The 15,024-nt window shown below is 48.3% G+C and carries 15 protein-coding genes; all 15 read left to right on the top strand.

Annotated elements, in window-relative coordinates; translation table 11 throughout:
- Position 1: 1 nt before the first annotated feature.
- The 15 genes from mnmE to C3B51_RS17140 all read left to right on the top strand — a co-directional run bounded on the left by mnmE (position 2) and on the right by C3B51_RS17140 (position 14,325).
- On the top strand, positions 2 to 1,366 hold the full coding sequence (gene mnmE / locus C3B51_RS17210; protein WP_125783176.1) for a tRNA uridine-5-carboxymethylaminomethyl(34) synthesis GTPase MnmE: 1,365 nt from the start codon (positions 2 to 4) through the stop codon (positions 1,364 to 1,366).
- A 700-nt stretch (positions 1,367 to 2,066) separates the two neighbouring features.
- Entirely contained in the window at positions 2,067 to 2,516 is a 450-nt protein-coding gene (gene mioC / locus C3B51_RS17205) for an FMN-binding protein MioC (RefSeq protein WP_130245858.1), read from the top strand.
- Between the two features lie 433 nt (positions 2,517 to 2,949).
- A complete protein-coding gene (gene mnmG, locus C3B51_RS17200; RefSeq protein WP_130245857.1) occupies positions 2,950 to 4,839 on the top strand; it encodes a tRNA uridine-5-carboxymethylaminomethyl(34) synthesis enzyme MnmG in 1,890 nt (629 codons plus the stop codon).
- Positions 4,840 to 4,855: 16 nt separating this feature from the next.
- A complete protein-coding gene (rsmG, locus tag C3B51_RS17195) occupies positions 4,856 to 5,476 on the top strand; it encodes a 16S rRNA (guanine(527)-N(7))-methyltransferase RsmG (protein WP_130245856.1) in 621 nt (206 codons plus the stop codon).
- 14 nt (positions 5,477 to 5,490) lie between these two features.
- Positions 5,491 to 6,276 (top strand): ParA family protein, encoded by a 786-nt coding sequence (locus C3B51_RS17190; protein WP_046004735.1) that lies wholly within the window; start codon positions 5,491 to 5,493, stop codon positions 6,274 to 6,276.
- A 15-nt stretch (positions 6,277 to 6,291) separates the two neighbouring features.
- Positions 6,292 to 7,245 (top strand): ParB/RepB/Spo0J family partition protein, encoded by a 954-nt coding sequence (locus tag C3B51_RS17185; protein WP_046004734.1) that lies wholly within the window; start codon positions 6,292 to 6,294, stop codon positions 7,243 to 7,245.
- A 138-nt stretch (positions 7,246 to 7,383) separates the two neighbouring features.
- Complete coding sequence (locus C3B51_RS17180; RefSeq protein WP_010384869.1) at positions 7,384 to 7,764, top strand: ATP synthase subunit I; 381 nt, start codon at positions 7,384 to 7,386, stop codon at positions 7,762 to 7,764.
- A 16-nt stretch (positions 7,765 to 7,780) separates the two neighbouring features.
- Positions 7,781 to 8,638 (top strand): F0F1 ATP synthase subunit A, encoded by an 858-nt coding sequence (gene atpB, locus C3B51_RS17175; RefSeq protein WP_054016190.1) that lies wholly within the window; start codon positions 7,781 to 7,783, stop codon positions 8,636 to 8,638.
- Positions 8,639 to 8,705: 67 nt separating this feature from the next.
- The gene (gene atpE, locus C3B51_RS17170) at positions 8,706 to 8,939 is read left to right on the top strand and encodes a F0F1 ATP synthase subunit C (protein WP_008222392.1); all 234 of its coding nucleotides are present in this window, start codon (positions 8,706 to 8,708) and stop codon (positions 8,937 to 8,939) included.
- Between the two features lie 49 nt (positions 8,940 to 8,988).
- Positions 8,989 to 9,459 (top strand): F0F1 ATP synthase subunit B, encoded by a 471-nt coding sequence (atpF, locus tag C3B51_RS17165; RefSeq protein ID WP_125718619.1) that lies wholly within the window; start codon positions 8,989 to 8,991, stop codon positions 9,457 to 9,459.
- A 15-nt stretch (positions 9,460 to 9,474) separates the two neighbouring features.
- Positions 9,475 to 10,008 (top strand): F0F1 ATP synthase subunit delta, encoded by a 534-nt coding sequence (gene atpH, locus C3B51_RS17160; RefSeq protein ID WP_046004731.1) that lies wholly within the window; start codon positions 9,475 to 9,477, stop codon positions 10,006 to 10,008.
- A 14-nt stretch (positions 10,009 to 10,022) separates the two neighbouring features.
- Positions 10,023 to 11,564 (top strand): F0F1 ATP synthase subunit alpha, encoded by a 1,542-nt coding sequence (atpA, locus tag C3B51_RS17155; RefSeq protein ID WP_046004730.1) that lies wholly within the window; start codon positions 10,023 to 10,025, stop codon positions 11,562 to 11,564.
- Positions 11,565 to 11,616: 52 nt separating this feature from the next.
- Positions 11,617 to 12,477 carry a F0F1 ATP synthase subunit gamma gene (gene atpG / locus C3B51_RS17150; RefSeq protein ID WP_054016188.1) on the top strand — a complete coding sequence of 287 codons (861 nt, stop codon included), beginning with the start codon at positions 11,617 to 11,619 and terminating at the stop codon, positions 12,475 to 12,477.
- 32 nt (positions 12,478 to 12,509) lie between these two features.
- Positions 12,510 to 13,895: a F0F1 ATP synthase subunit beta gene (gene atpD, locus C3B51_RS17145; RefSeq protein WP_010384876.1), complete on the top strand. Its 1,386-nt coding sequence runs from the start codon at positions 12,510 to 12,512 to the stop codon at positions 13,893 to 13,895.
- 13 nt (positions 13,896 to 13,908) lie between these two features.
- Positions 13,909 to 14,325 carry a F0F1 ATP synthase subunit epsilon gene (locus tag C3B51_RS17140; protein WP_125783170.1) on the top strand — a complete coding sequence of 139 codons (417 nt, stop codon included), beginning with the start codon at positions 13,909 to 13,911 and terminating at the stop codon, positions 14,323 to 14,325.
- Positions 14,326 to 15,024 lie beyond the last annotated feature (699 nt).

Here is a 15,024-nt window from a genome sequence, read left to right as displayed (position 1 = left end):
CATGATCGCACAAGACACCATTGCAGCACAGGCAACCGCACCTGGTCGGGGCGGCGTCGGCATAATCCGAATTTCGGGGACTCTGGCCGAACAAGTTGCCCACACAATTCTCGGCAGATGCCCGAAAACCCGTTACGCAGAATATCTGCCATTCCAAACCCTTCAGGGAGAACAACTCGATCAGGGGATCGCCTTGTTCTTTAAAGGCCCGAACTCCTTTACCGGCGAAGATGTGCTGGAGCTGCAAGGCCACGGTGGCCCGGTGGTATTGGATATGCTGCTTAAAGAGATCAGTCAGATTGACGGTGTGCGGCTGGCAAAGCCCGGCGAATTCTCCGAGCGTGCCTTTATGAATGACAAGCTGGATCTGACCCAGGCCGAAGCCATCGCCGACTTGATCAATGCCACCAGTGAACAGGCAGCCAAAAGCGCGCTGCACTCTTTGCAGGGAGACTTTTCAAAGCACATCAATGCGCTGGTGGAACAGGTGATCCATCTGCGCATGTATGTTGAGGCCGCAATCGACTTTCCGGATGAAGAGATCGACTTTCTTTCCGATGGCAAAGTGGCCGGCGATCTCAGCGCCATCATAGAGCAACTGGGCGTGGTGCGTCAGCAAGCCAAACAAGGCAGCATCATGCGTGAAGGCATGAAAGTGGTGATCGCGGGTCGCCCCAATGCAGGTAAGTCTTCCTTACTCAATGCGCTGGCAGGCCGGGAAGCCGCCATTGTGACCGATATCGCCGGCACCACCCGGGATGTCCTCAGAGAACATATCCATATTGATGGCATGCCGCTGCATATCATAGACACCGCAGGTCTGCGCGACAGTCCGGATAAGGTCGAGCAAATTGGTATCGAGCGCGCCTGGGATGAGATCCGCGCCGCCGATCACGTATTATTTATGGTCGATGGCACCGAAACCAATGAAACCGATCCTGCCCGGATCTGGCCAGAATTCATTGAACAGCTGCCACAAGGCATGGACATCACAGTGATCCGCAACAAGGTCGATCTCAGTGGCGAACCCACGGGCACCAGTCACGACCATGGTCATGCCCTGATCCGCCTCAGTGCCAAAGACAGCACAGGCATAGATCTGCTGCGTGAACACCTTAAGGCCTGTATCGGCTTTACCGGTGCAACCGAGGGCGGCTTTATGGCGCGCCGCCGTCACCTTGACGCGTTAGAGCGTGCCGCAGAGCACCTGGAGATTGGTCAGACTCAGTTAGAAATGCACATAGCCGGCGAGATCCTGGCCGAAGAGCTACGCCTGACCCAGCAACACCTCAATGAGATCACCGGTGAATTCACCTCCGACGACCTGCTCGGTAAGATCTTCAGCTCTTTTTGTATCGGTAAATAACCTTTTATCAGCGCAGTGCCGCTCTGGCCTGCGCCCATTCCCACAGCTAGTCACACTTTCCTTATTTATAAATTCGCCCTGTTTGGTTTTGCTGATCGGGTGCCATATCGTGCAGTCTGGCCGATTTAATAACACCGTTTTAGTCAAGAATAACGACCATAAACACGCTCCGTCACTGTCGGTATCGACTCCGGTAAGCCCATAAATCGCACACAGCTGCACCGTACGCGACCCTTAAACCCGGCCTTTTGGCGCTGCAGGTTATCAAAAACAGTCCGATCCGGGCTGTGATCCAAAAAAAGATCGCCATTTTTTAGATTATTTTATTATATGGATCAAAGTTTATAGATCCTCGACTAGGATGCAATTTTGCCTGTAGATCGACTTATCCCTCCAAAACTATCCACAAGCCGAAAAACAGGGCGGTTTTGCCACCTAAGAGGCCGTTTTAGCCTTACCCTATAACCCCAAAAAACATCAGGATATACGCGGTTTATCCACAACTAGCACACTGAAAAAGCCGCCGGAATATTTTATTAAGCTATTGTTATATAATTAATTAATCAAAAAAACCTCCCCTTTGCACACAAATCAGGCAAGATTTTTTTATCCCAAACTCAGATCAAGACTTTACTTCTGTTGTGAGGTCATTAAGATGTCGCGAATAGATCGAAAGTCAGCAATCAGGGTACACCGCGTCATGCGCAATATTGAGATCATCATAGGCAGCCAGATGGGCAGTGCGGAATACGTCGCAGAGCAGCTTGCCGAGCAACTCGATGCCAGTGAATTCAGCACACATCTGCATGAGCAGCCAGATCTGAACGCCTGTCAGCATCCTCTGTGGCTGGTGGTTACTTCCACTTATGGTGCGGGTGATTACCCGGATAACCTGCTGCCTTTTATAGAGCAACTGACGCAACATGATGATCTGAGCCACATTCGCTTTGCTGTGGTTGGCATTGGCGACTCGAGTTACGACACCTTTAACCTGGCCGCCAGTAATTGTGCGCAGTTACTGGCAGATAAAGGCGCGCAGCAGCTTTTACCGGTATTAAAGGTCGATGTACAAGATGAAGCATTGCCGGAAGATGCAGCCATTGCCTGGTTACCAGAGCTAACACAGCAGCTGAGCCAGGCAGCGCAATAAGGTATATGGATCTGCAGTAAGATCTTTTACACAGAAGTTATTCACAAAATAGACCTTTCTTAGATCGCATTGTGGATAACCATTGATCTAACTGCAGATCTAAGCATACTTATCCATTGGATAGTTTTCATCGGATCTTGCCCTGTGAATAAATAGCCACTTTGATCAAAGCTTTTCATCGTGATGATCCGATCTAATTCACATCATATGATCTGATCTAACTCTTTGGATCAAATAAGGAATACACTGTTATTCACAGATCCGGGCTGATCTAATAGTAAGATCTAATAAAAGATCTTTAAAAAGATCCTTATATATTATTAAGTGATCCTTTTGCTCTGATTAAAATTTAAACGTTTCACTTCTGCGTTTTTCTGGGTAGAATACGCACCCTTTCGAAATTTGCTGGTTGTTTTTAAGTAGGATCCCGTAAATGATTTATCACGAACATTTTGACGTTATCGTTGTTGGTGGTGGTCATGCTGGTACTGAGGCAGCGTTGGCTGCAGCACGTATGGGCATGAATACCTTATTGTTAACACACAATATGGACACCCTGGGACAGATGTCCTGTAACCCAGCGATCGGCGGGATCGGAAAAGGTCATCTGGTAAAAGAGATCGATGCTTTAGGTGGCGCAATGGCCAAAGCGATCGACAAAGGTGGGATCCAGTTCCGTACTTTGAACTCTTCTAAGGGCCCAGCTGTGCGAGCAACACGTGCTCAGGCGGATCGCGCTCTGTATAAAGCGGCGATCCAGGAGATCTTGCAAAATCAGGATAATCTGAAGATCTTCCAGCAATCATGTGATGATCTGATCGTTGAACAGGATCAGGTTAAGGGCGTTGTTACCCAAATGGGACTGCGCTTCAGTGCACAAACAGTGGTACTGACAGTGGGGACTTTCCTGGGCGGCCAGATCCACATCGGTCTGGAAAACTTCAAAGGCGGTCGTGCAGGCGATCCCCCCTCGATTGCCCTGGCACAGCGTTTACGTGAACTGCCTTTCCGCGTTGATCGACTGAAAACCGGTACACCACCACGTATTGATGCGCGTACCGTAGACTTTTCAGTCATGCAGGCACAGCCTGGTGATACACCAACACCGGTATTCTCATTTATGGGCAAAGCATCGGATCATCCACAACAGATCCCTTGCTATATCACCTATACCAATGAAAAAACCCATGATGTGATCCGCGATAATCTGCACCGCTCGCCTATGTATGCCGGTGTGATTGAAGGGATCGGGCCGCGTTACTGCCCATCTATCGAAGATAAAATAGTCCGCTTTGCTGACAAAGAAAAACACCAGATCTTTGTTGAGCCGGAAGGACTGACTTCTTACGAGTTGTATCCGAACGGCATTTCCACCAGCCTCCCGTTTGATATTCAGCTGGAGATTGTGCGTTCAATCCAGGGTTTTGAAAATGCGCATATTTGTCGTCCAGGTTACGCAATCGAGTATGATTTCTTCGATCCGCGCGACCTGAAACAGTCTCTGGAAACCAAATTCATTAATGGTCTGTTCTTTGCCGGCCAGATCAATGGTACCACCGGATATGAAGAAGCTGGTGCACAAGGTCTGATAGCAGGTATGAATGCGGCCTTGCAAGTAAAAGGTCAGGAAGCCTGGACACCACGTCGCGATCAGGCTTATACCGGTGTTTTGATCGACGACCTGGCAACTCTTGGGACCAAAGAACCCTATCGTATGTTTACCAGCCGTGCTGAATACCGCCTGCTGTTGCGTGAAGACAATGCGGATCTGCGTCTGACCGAAAAAGGTCGTGAGCTGGGTCTGGTTGATGATGAGCGCTGGGCGGCATACAACAATAAGCTGGAAGTGATGGAACAGGAAACACAACGACTGCGCAATACCTGGATCCACAAAGATCATCCGGCGCTTTCGCAGGTGAACGAATTACTGAAATCGCCATTAACCCGTGAAGCCAGTTTAGAAGATCTGATCCGTCGCCCGGAAGTCAGTTACAAAGATCTAATGCAGATCGAGGGGCTGGCAAGCGATCAGGACAATACCCAGGCGCTGGAGCAGGTTGAGATCCAGACTAAGTACGCGGGCTATATTGCGCGTCAGCAGGATGAGATCAACAAACAGCTGCGCCATGAAGAAACCTTGTTACCTGCTGAGTTCGATTATACTCAGGTTAGCGGCCTGTCTAATGAGGTGATGGCTAAGCTCACAGAAGCCAGACCGCAAACTATCGGTCAGGCGTCTCGTATTTCTGGTATCACCCCTGCTGCGATTTCGCTATTATTAGTGTATCTGAAGAAGCAAGGGTTGTTGCGCAAGTCTGCGTAACAACAAATGGAAGACTGTGTTATTAGAACAACTTACAGCCCTGTTAGCGCGCACGGACATCACGCTAACTGAACAACAAAAGCAGCAGCTCGTCGATTATGTCGGGCTGCTCGACAAATGGAACAAAGCCTACAACCTGACCTCAGTGCGCGATCCAAAAGAAATGATGGTTAAACACATCATGGATTCACTGGTGGTTGCGCCTCACTTGAGTGGCAAAAACTACATTGATGTAGGCACCGGACCGGGACTACCCGGGATCGTACTGGCCATCGCCCTGCCCGACACCCAATTTGTCCTGCTTGACAGCCTTGGCAAGCGTGTACGTTTTTTAACCCAGGTAAAACATGCGCTTGGACTGGAAAACGTCACACCGGTTCAGTCTCGTGTTGAAGAATATCAGCCAAGTGTTAAATTAGACGGTGTACTGAGCCGCGCTTTTGCCTCGTTGCAGGACATGGTTCAGTGGTGTGGACATCTGGTCGATGGTGAAAGCCGCTTTCTGGCATTAAAAGGTCAGTTTCCGCAGCAGGAACTGGATAGCCTGCCCGCTGGTGTATCCCTGGAAAGTGATATCAGCTTACAGGTACCCGAGCTGGACGGTGAACGTCATTTAATCATTCTGAAAAAAGACTAGTATTCGAGGACATAGTGGCTAGAGTCATTGCGATTGCAAACCAAAAAGGCGGTGTGGGAAAAACCACCACTGCGGTCAACCTGGCAGCCTCCATGGCTGCGACCAAACGTAAGGTCCTGCTGATTGACCTGGATCCACAAGGCAATGCGACCATGGGCAGCGGTGTTGACAAATATGGCGAAGTAGCAACCATTTACGATCTACTGATCGAAGAAACCCCGATCCAGGACGTGATCAGCAAAGAAACCTCCGGCGAATACCATTTGATTGCTGCCAATGGCGATGTCACGGCAGCCGAAGTTAAGCTGATGGAATTGTTTGCCCGCGAAGTGCGGTTGCGCAATGCGCTGGAGTCGGTGCTGGATCAGTATGATTTTATTTTTATCGATTGTCCGCCTTCATTGAATATGTTGACGGTCAATGCGATGGCCGCGGCTGATTCTGTGATGGTGCCAATGCAGTGTGAATATTACGCACTGGAAGGACTCACAGCCCTGATGGATACCATTACCCAGCTGTCTAAGCTGGTCAATCCACAGTTACAGATCGAAGGGATCCTGCGTACTATGTATGATCCACGTAACCGCCTGGCCAATGATGTGTCTGAACAGCTAAAACAGCATTTTGGTGAAAAAGTCTACCGCACCGTGATCCCACGTAATGTGCGTCTGGCTGAAGCGCCGAGTTTTGGTGCACCGGCGATGTACTATGACAGAGCCTCCAGTGGTGCCAAAGCCTATCTGGCACTGGCCGGAGAAATGCTCCGCCGTCAGGAAAAACAAGCAGCAGCTGTTGCCTAAGAGGAAGAAAAAACAATGTCGGTGAAAAAACGCGGTTTGGGTCGAGGTCTGGATGCCTTGTTGAGTTCAGCAAAACCTGCTGCTCCACAATCAGCTCAGCCTGAAGTCACACAAACCCAGGGCACCGAGCGTGCCGTTGAACCCGAGCAGACGACGCAAAGTCATGAGGTGACCGATCAGGAATTACAGCGGTTGCCCATCGAGTATTTGCAGCGTGGTAAATATCAGCCGCGCAAAGATATGTCTGAGCAGGCACTTGAAGAGCTGGCCAGCTCAATTCGGGCCCAGGGGGTACTACAGCCAATCGTGGTGCGCCCCATTGCGGAAAACCAATTCGAAATTATTGCCGGTGAACGACGCTGGCGTGCGGCCCAGCTTGCTGAATTGGATGTGGTGCCCTGTATCATCAAAGATGTTGCCGATGAAGCGGCGGTGGCCATTGCCCTGATTGAGAACATTCAGCGTGAAGATCTCAATGCCATGGAAGAAGCCGTGGCGCTCGACCGGTTACTGAATGAGTTTGAACTAACCCATCAGCAAGTGGCGGATGCGGTTGGTAAGTCGCGCACCACAGTGACCAATTTACTTCGTCTCAATAACCTCAATGATGATGTAAAAATCTTGTTGGAACATGGTGATATTGAGATGGGTCACGCACGCTGTCTGCTGGCATTGACCGGCGAGCAGCAATCAGAAGCCGCCAGAACAGCCGTAGCCAAAGGGCTGACCGTGCGCGAGACTGAAAAATTAGTGCGTGCGATGCTGGAGCCAGTGGAGCAAAAACCAGCAAAAGAGAAAGATCCGGACGTTAAACTGCTTGAGCAACAACTGGCAGAGAACCTGGGAGCCAAAGTGGAGATAAATTATAACCAAAAAGGCAAAGGTAAGCTGGTGATTTCTTATGCAAATTTAGACGAATTAGACGGAATTTTGGGGCGTATCCAGCCCGATTTTCAACAACCCTCCTAAAGTTACCTTCTGAGGCGAAATGGGCGCTCGAAAAGCGTTACATTTCGTCTCGTCAAGTTGCAAATTGAGCAGAAATAAGTATAATTTCGCCAGTTTTCTAGCCCTGATAAAATTTAGCGTCATTAAGGTTAAATATAAGTGACTCATTCGTTAGCAAGCCCATATCGGCGTGCCGCATTAAAAGGTGTTTTGTATCAGGGTCTCGTAGCTATCATTGCTGCAGTAATAGTTTTTATTGGTTGGGGAGTGGAAGCAGGCCTGTCGGCGTTGGCTGGCGGTGCGGTGCTGGTACTCCCTAATTTTGTATTTGCCGCTTATGCATTCCGATTTATGGGTGCGAGTAAGGCAAATCAAGTGTATTCCTCACTAAAACGAGGAAACGGATTAAAATTTTTGCTAACTGTTGTGCTTTTTGCGCTGATTTTTAAGCATTTTTCAGTGGTTATGTTGCCATTTTTTGGCACCTACATGCTGGTAATGCTGACACAATGGTTGGTTCTGATTTTTTTTAATCATTAACTTTTAGGATAAAACAATGGCTGCAGAAGAAGTGACTCTATCGAGCCATATTCAGCACCACTTGACCAATGCCAAGATGTGTTCGACCGATGCCGGTCTGGCCTTCAATAAAGCATGTGCGGACAGTGGTTTCTGGACATGGCATATAGATACCCTCGCATGGTCCATCGGTTTAGGTCTTATATTCTTATGGATCTTCCGAAGTGCCGCTAAAAAATCCACCACAGGCGTTCCTGGTAAATTCCAGTGCTTTATTGAAATGGTTGTTGAGCTCGTTGGTGATAACGTGCGAGACACTTACCATGGCAATAGCAAGCTGATCGCGCCTTTGGCCCTGACGATTTTCGTCTGGGTGTTCTTAATGAACTTGATGGATTTGGTTCCTGTTGACTTCCTACCTGCTTTCGCCGGCTTTGTTGGTGAACAAGCATTTGGTATGGACCCACACGATGTTTACATGAAAATTGTACCGACCACAGACGTGAATATGACTGCTGCACTGGCACTGGGCGTATTTATTCTGATGATCGGGTATTCAATTCGTATCAAAGGCCTGGGCGGCTTCATTGGTGAGCTTACGCTGCACCCGTTCAGCTCTAAGAACAAACTGGTGATGGTTATCCTGATCCCTTGTAACTTGCTACTTGAAACAATCGCGCTGGTTGCTAAGCCTTTCTCGCTGGCACTGCGTTTGTTCGGTAACTTGTATGCAGGTGAGATGATCTTCATCCTGATCGGTGCAATCGGCCTGATGCAGCTTCCACTGCACTTTGTATGGGCTGTATTCCACATCATGGTAATCGTACTGCAAGCATTCGTATTTATGATGCTGACTATCGTTTACCTCAGCATGGCTAGTACAAAAAGTCACTAATTAGCTGAAACAAAAAGAATTTTTTAAACTTTAACTTTAATTTACTATTGAAACTTTGGAGATAAAAATGGAAATCGCAGTTGCTATTAAACTTATCGCTGTTGCTCTACTAATCGGTTTTGGTGCAATCGGTACTGCACTAGGCTTCGGTAACATGGGTGGTAAGTTCCTAGAAGCATGTGCTCGTCAGCCTGAGCTTGCGCCTCAACTACAAGTTAAAATGTTCATCCTAGCTGGTCTTATCGATGCCGTAGCAATGATCGGTGTAGGTATCGCTATGTACATGTTGTTCGCTCTTTAATATTGCAAAATACCTGAAACGAACAACTGTCAAGTAAGGAGGAGCGGTCGTGAACTTAAACGCCACTCTAATAGGTGAATTAATCGCATTTGTGGTCTTCGTATGGTTCTGTATGAAGTTCGTATGGCCACCACTAAATGGTGCGATTGAAGCTCGCCAGAAGAAAATCGAAGATGGATTAGCTGCCTCTGACAAAGCTGAAAAAGATCTTGAGCTAGCGCGCGAAAAAGCGGCTGAAGAACTGAAAGAAGCGAAAACTCAGGCTGCTGAAATCATCGAACAAGCTAAAAAGCGTGCAACGCTGATTGTTGACGAAGAGACAACTCGTGGTCAGCAAGAGCGTGAGAAAATCATTGCTCAGGGACACTCTGAGATCGAATCTGAGCGCAACCGCGTGAAAGAAGAGCTACGTCAACAAGTAGCGACTCTGGCTGTGGTTGGTGCAGAGAAGATTTTAGAGCGTGAAATCGATCAAGCCGCACACAGTGACATCGTTGAAAAACTTGTCGCTGAGCTTTAAGTAGAGGGTATGAGCATGTCTGAATTGACTACTATCGCTCGCCCATACGCTAAAGCGGCTTTTGAACTTGCCGTTGAGAAAGGCACAGTTGAAGCTTGGAATGAAATGCTGTTCTTCGCAGGCCAGGTGGCCCGCGATGAACAGGTTCAGGCGCTGTTAGGTGGCATTGCCACTGAAGCAGAGCAGTCTGATGTATTCATCAAGCTATGCGCTGAGCAACTCAACGAACAAGGCCAAAACCTTATCAAGCTGATGGCCGAAAATGAGCGTTTAGCCGCCATGCCAGCTGTTGCAGACTTGTTTGCTGAATTAAAAGCAGACTATGACAAAGAAATCGACGTTAACGTCGTTTCAGCAGCAGCGCTTGCCGAAGATGCGCAAGCAAAATTGGTCGCGGCACTTGAGAAACGTTTCGCACGCAAAGTTAAGCTGAATTGTAGCATCGACGAAACCATCGTAAGTGGTCTGGTCATTAAAGCCGGCGATACCGTTATCGACGGGTCTATTCGCGGCAAGTTAGATCGTCTTGTGACGACGCTACAATCGTAATTGGGAAAAAGAGCATGCAACTTAATTCCACAGAAATTTCTGCACTGATCAAGCAACGCATTGAGCAGTTTGAAGTTGTAAGTGAAGCGCGTAACGAAGGTACTATCGTATCTGTTACCGACGGTATCATCCGCATCCACGGTCTTGCTGACTGTATGCAGGGTGAGATGATCGAGCTTCCTGGCAACCGTTATGCTATCGCATTGAACCTTGAGCGCGACTCAGTAGGTGCGGTAGTAATGGGTCCATACGCTGACCTTAAAGAAGGCGTAAAAGTTAAATCAACAGGTCGTATCCTTGAAGTACCAGTAGGCCGTGGTCTGCTAGGTCGTGTTGTAAACACACTAGGTGAGCCGATTGACGGTAAAGGCGCGGTAGACAACGATGGTTTTGAGCCAGTTGAAAAAATCGCACCGGGCGTAATCGAGCGTCAATCAGTAGACGAGCCAGTACAAACTGGTTATAAGTCTATCGACTCTATGATCCCAGTTGGTCGTGGTCAGCGTGAGCTAGTGATCGGTGACCGTCAGACTGGTAAAACAGCACTGGCTATCGATGCTATCATCAACCAAAAAGACACAGGCGTTAAGTGTGTGTACGTTGCGGTTGGTCAAAAAGCCTCTACCATTGCTAACGTAGTACGTAAACTAGAAGAGCACGGCGCTCTTGAGAACACCATTGTTGTTGTTGCTTCAGCCTCTGAGTCTGCTGCACTACAATTCCTGGCTCCGTTCTCTGGTTGTACTATGGGTGAATACTTCCGTGACCGTGGTGAAGACGCGCTAATCGTATATGATGACCTGTCTAAGCAAGCTGTTGCTTACCGTCAGATCTCTCTACTACTTAAGCGTCCGCCGGGCCGTGAAGCTTACCCAGGTGACGTATTCTACCTTCACTCACGTCTGCTAGAGCGTGCATCACGCGTTAACGCTGATTACGTTGAGAAATACACTAACGGTGAAGTGAAAGGTCAAACAGGTTCATTGACGGCATTGCCAATCATTGAAACTCAAGGTGGTGACGTTTCTGCATTCGTACCTACCAACGTTATCTCAATCACCGACGGTCAGATCTTCTTGGAAACTGACTTGTTCAACGCAGGTATCCGTCCAGCGGTTAACGCTGGTATCTCGGTATCTCGTGTAGGTGGTGCAGCGCAAACTAAAATCGTTAAGAAACTAGGTGGTGGTATCCGTCTAGCGCTAGCTCAGTACCGTGAGCTAGCGGCGTTCTCTCAGTTCGCTTCTGACCTTGACGATGCAACACGTGCCCAGCTTGAGCACGGTGAGCGCGTAACAGAGCTAATGAAGCAGAAACAGTACGCACCAATGTCTGTTGCTGACATGTCTCTGTCTCTATTCGCTGTTGAGAAAGGCTACCTGAAAGACATCGAAATCAACAAAGTACTTGATTTTGAAGCAAGCCTTATCGCATTCGCGAAAAGCGAATACGCAGCGCTAATGACTCAAATCAATGAAACTGGTAACTACAACGCCGAGATCGAAGCGCAGCTGAAAGAACTTCTTGAGAAGTTCAAGTCTACGCAAACTTGGTAATGTGTTATGAAGGTGAGTAGTTAGCTACTCACCCAGATTCGGAGAAAGAGTCATGGCCAGCGGAAAAGAGATAAAAAGCAAGATCGGGAGTATCAAGAATACTCAAAAGATCACCAGCGCAATGGAGATGGTTGCCGCTTCTAAAATGAAGAAGGCACAGGAACGCGTCGCGTCCAGCCGCCCATACGCTGAAAACTTACGCAAAGTGATCGGTCGTATTGCTCAGGCTAACCTTGACTTCCAACACCCGTTCTTAATCGAACGTGAGGTGAAGCGAGTAGGTTACATTGTTATCTCTACTGACCGTGGTCTTTGTGGCGGCTTGAACTCAAACGAGTTTAAGCGTGTAGCGAAAGACGTTAAAGCGTGGAAAGAAAAGGGTGTTGATGCAACATTTGCAACCCTGGGTGGCAAAGCTGCCGGTTTCTTTAAACGTTTTGGCGGTGAGCTAGAAGCCAAAAAAGCCGGGTTAGGAGATGCGCCTTCTGTTCAGGACGTAATCGGTCCTGTATCTGTGATGCTAAAAGCATACGAAGAAGGCAAAATTGATCGCTTATTCGTTGTGTACAACAACTTTGTCAACACAATGAAGCAAGAGCCTGTTATCGATCAGTTATTACCTTTGCCAAAAGCTGAAGAAGAAGTATCAGCTCACGCTTGGGATTACTTATATGAGCCAAACCCAGAGGCGATTCTAGAGACACTACTAGTGCGCTTTATTGAGTCTCAGGTTTACCAAGGTGTAGTTGAGAATGCTGCCTCTGAGCAAGCTGCCCGTATGGTTGCGATGAAAGCCGCAACAGATAACGCAGGTGGCCTGATTGATGAGTTACAGCTGGTATACAACAAGGCGCGTCAGGCTGCAATCACACAAGAGATCAGTGAGATTGTATCTGGTTCAGCTGCCGTGTAACGCTTCGGCAAAGTTTAACGAGAGGAATAGACATGAGTTTAGGTAAGGTCGTCCAAATTATCGGCGCCGTTGTGGACATCGAGTTCCCACAAGACAACGTGCCAGCCGTATATGACGCACTAAAAGTTACAGAAGGCGACCTGGCTGGTTTGACACTAGAAGTGCAACAGCAGCTAGGTGGCGGTGTGGTACGTGGTATCGCACTAGGTAGTACTGACGGTCTGCGCCGTGGTACTTCAGTAGAAGGTACAGCTGAGCCAATCAAGGTTCCAGTTGGTACAGCAACACTTGGTCGTATCATGAACGTACTGGGTGACGCAATTGATGAAGCCGGCCCAATCGGTGAAGAAGAGCGTTGGTCAATCCACCGCGCTGCGCCTTCATACGAAGAGCAAAGCAGCTCAGTTGAGCTACTTGAAACAGGTATCAAGGTAATCGACCTTGTATGTCCGTTCGCTAAGGGTGGTAAAGTTGGTCTGTTCGGTGGTGCCGGTGTAGGTAAAACCGTAAACATGATGGAACTTATCCGTAACATCGCAATCGAGCACAGCGGTTACTCTGTATTCGCCGGTGTTGGTGAGCGTACTCGTGAGGGTAATGACTTCTACCATGAGATGAACGACTCAAACGTACTAGACAAAGTATCGCTAGTATACGGTCAGATGAACGAGCCACCGGGTAACCGTCTGCGTGTTGCTCTGACTGGTCTGACTATGGCAGAGAAGTTCCGTGACGAAGGTCGTGACGTACTGTTCTTCGTAGATAACATCTACCGTTACACGCTGGCGGGTACTGAGGTATCTGCACTACTAGGTCGTATGCCTTCAGCGGTAGGTTACCAGCCAACTCTTGCAGAAGAGATGGGTGTACTACAGGAGCGTATCGCGTCAACTAAGACTGGTTCAATCACTTCAATCCAAGCGGTATACGTACCTGCGGATGACTTGACTGACCCGTCACCAGCAACGACGTTCGCGCACTTAGATGCAACAGTTGTACTTTCACGTGACATCGCATCTCTTGGTATCTACCCTGCGGTAGACCCACTGGATTCAACTTCTCGTCAGCTTGACCCGCTAGTAATCGGTAACGAGCACTACGAGACTGCACGTGGCGTTCAGACTGTACTTCAGCGTTATAAAGAGCTGAAAGACATCATCGCGATTCTAGGTATGGACGAGCTATCTGACGAAGATAAGCAAGTTGTATCTCGTGCACGTAAAATCCAGCGTTTCCTGTCTCAGCCGTTCTTCGTTGCTGAGGTATTCACAGGTGCACCTGGTAAATACGTTTCACTGAAAGACACTATCTCTGGCTTCAAAGGCATCTTAAACGGTGAATACGATGACATGCCAGAGCAGGCTTTCTACATGGTTGGCTCAATCGACGAAGCGATCGAAAAAGCCAAAAACATGTAATTAGGGGGTTGTTATGGCAATGACAGTACGCCTTGACGTAGTAAGCGCTGAAAAGAGTTTGTACTCTGGTGACGTGACTGCGATCCAAGTGACAGGTAGTGAAGGTGAGCTGGGTATTCACCCGGGTCACGCGCCACTGCTGACTGGCCTAAAACCTGGTATGGTACGTTTAGTAACAGAAGACAAGACTGAAGAGTTTATCTATGTTGCAGGCGGTACGCTGGAAGTTCAACCACAGACCGTAACTGTCCTTGCTGACGTTGCGATCCGTGCCGATGAGCTTGACGAGCAAGCTGCTGAAGAAGCTAAACGTGAAGCGCAGGCGCAACTGGCTTCAGGCACCGCAGGCGAGCTGGATTACCAGCAAGCAGCGATGCAGCTTGAAGAAGCCCTTGCTCAGCTACGTCTTCTACGCCAGCTGCGCAAATAAGCAGCCACCTATCTGGTTTAAAAAACCCACGCACTGCGTGGGTTTTTTTATGCCTGATATTTGTCGCAGGTTGTTCATGAACAGAAATTAACGAAACAGCAATGACAAACCATCGAATCAGGCAAGCGTAAACTGGCTTGTGTTGTAGAGACGTGCGGGTACACCGGGTGCGGAGTTAATACCAATTTCACTTAATACCTGTGCAGTTTGACGGAGCAAATATGACGCCAACGGCGTTAGAAATTTCTCCTTTAGAACCTTTACCTAAGGTATGAGTTCGCAAAGTTTTTGCCTTGCCTACATGGACGCAGGTACCTCAGCGATAGCAGGGCGCGTGAGCGGTGTTATCGACTATATTTTCTCGCCTCAAAATAGAGCACTTAATTAAGCAAATAGGTATAACTCAGTGACCATTTTGAGGTGGAGAGGTTATGTAACACCAAGGGGAGTTGGTAAGGGTCAGTGCCTTAGGTGTTTAAGGAATAACACTTAAATGCGATAGATGACAGGCCACATGCTTAACATGGTAATGTATTCAGACGCAGTGGTGAGTTCTGATAATGACTGGGTAAGGTGTGAAAAAGCTATCCGACGCCGTGCTGAAGCAGGGTCGGATAGTAGGGAGCAGCCCCGTCTCAGAGGCTGCGACAACAACAAATTGGTATAATACCAATTTCACTCAATACCTATTCAATTTGA

It is taken from the genome of Pseudoalteromonas rubra (assembly GCF_004212645.1).
Taxonomy (GTDB): Bacteria; Pseudomonadota; Gammaproteobacteria; order Enterobacterales; family Alteromonadaceae; genus Pseudoalteromonas; species Pseudoalteromonas rubra_G.
Note: the sequence above shows the minus strand (reverse complement) of the source record. Positions and strands in the feature narration are given on the sequence as shown.

Coding starts and splice junctions, on each gene's coding strand:
- C3B51_RS17140 (WP_125783170.1), top strand. CDS start 13,909: ATGGCAATGACAGTACGCCTTGACGTAGTAAGCGCTGAAAAGAGTTTG.
- atpG (WP_054016188.1), top strand. CDS start 11,617: ATGGCCAGCGGAAAAGAGATAAAAAGCAAGATCGGGAGTATCAAGAAT.
- mnmE (WP_125783176.1), top strand. CDS start 2: ATGATCGCACAAGACACCATTGCAGCACAGGCAACCGCACCTGGTCGG.
- C3B51_RS17185 (WP_046004734.1), top strand. CDS start 6,292: ATGTCGGTGAAAAAACGCGGTTTGGGTCGAGGTCTGGATGCCTTGTTG.
- atpA (WP_046004730.1), top strand. CDS start 10,023: ATGCAACTTAATTCCACAGAAATTTCTGCACTGATCAAGCAACGCATT.
- atpE (WP_008222392.1), top strand. CDS start 8,706: ATGGAAATCGCAGTTGCTATTAAACTTATCGCTGTTGCTCTACTAATC.
- mnmG (WP_130245857.1), top strand. CDS start 2,950: ATGATTTATCACGAACATTTTGACGTTATCGTTGTTGGTGGTGGTCAT.
- atpD (WP_010384876.1), top strand. CDS start 12,510: ATGAGTTTAGGTAAGGTCGTCCAAATTATCGGCGCCGTTGTGGACATC.
- atpH (WP_046004731.1), top strand. CDS start 9,475: ATGTCTGAATTGACTACTATCGCTCGCCCATACGCTAAAGCGGCTTTT.
- mioC (WP_130245858.1), top strand. CDS start 2,067: ATGCGCAATATTGAGATCATCATAGGCAGCCAGATGGGCAGTGCGGAA.
- atpB (WP_054016190.1), top strand. CDS start 7,781: ATGGCTGCAGAAGAAGTGACTCTATCGAGCCATATTCAGCACCACTTG.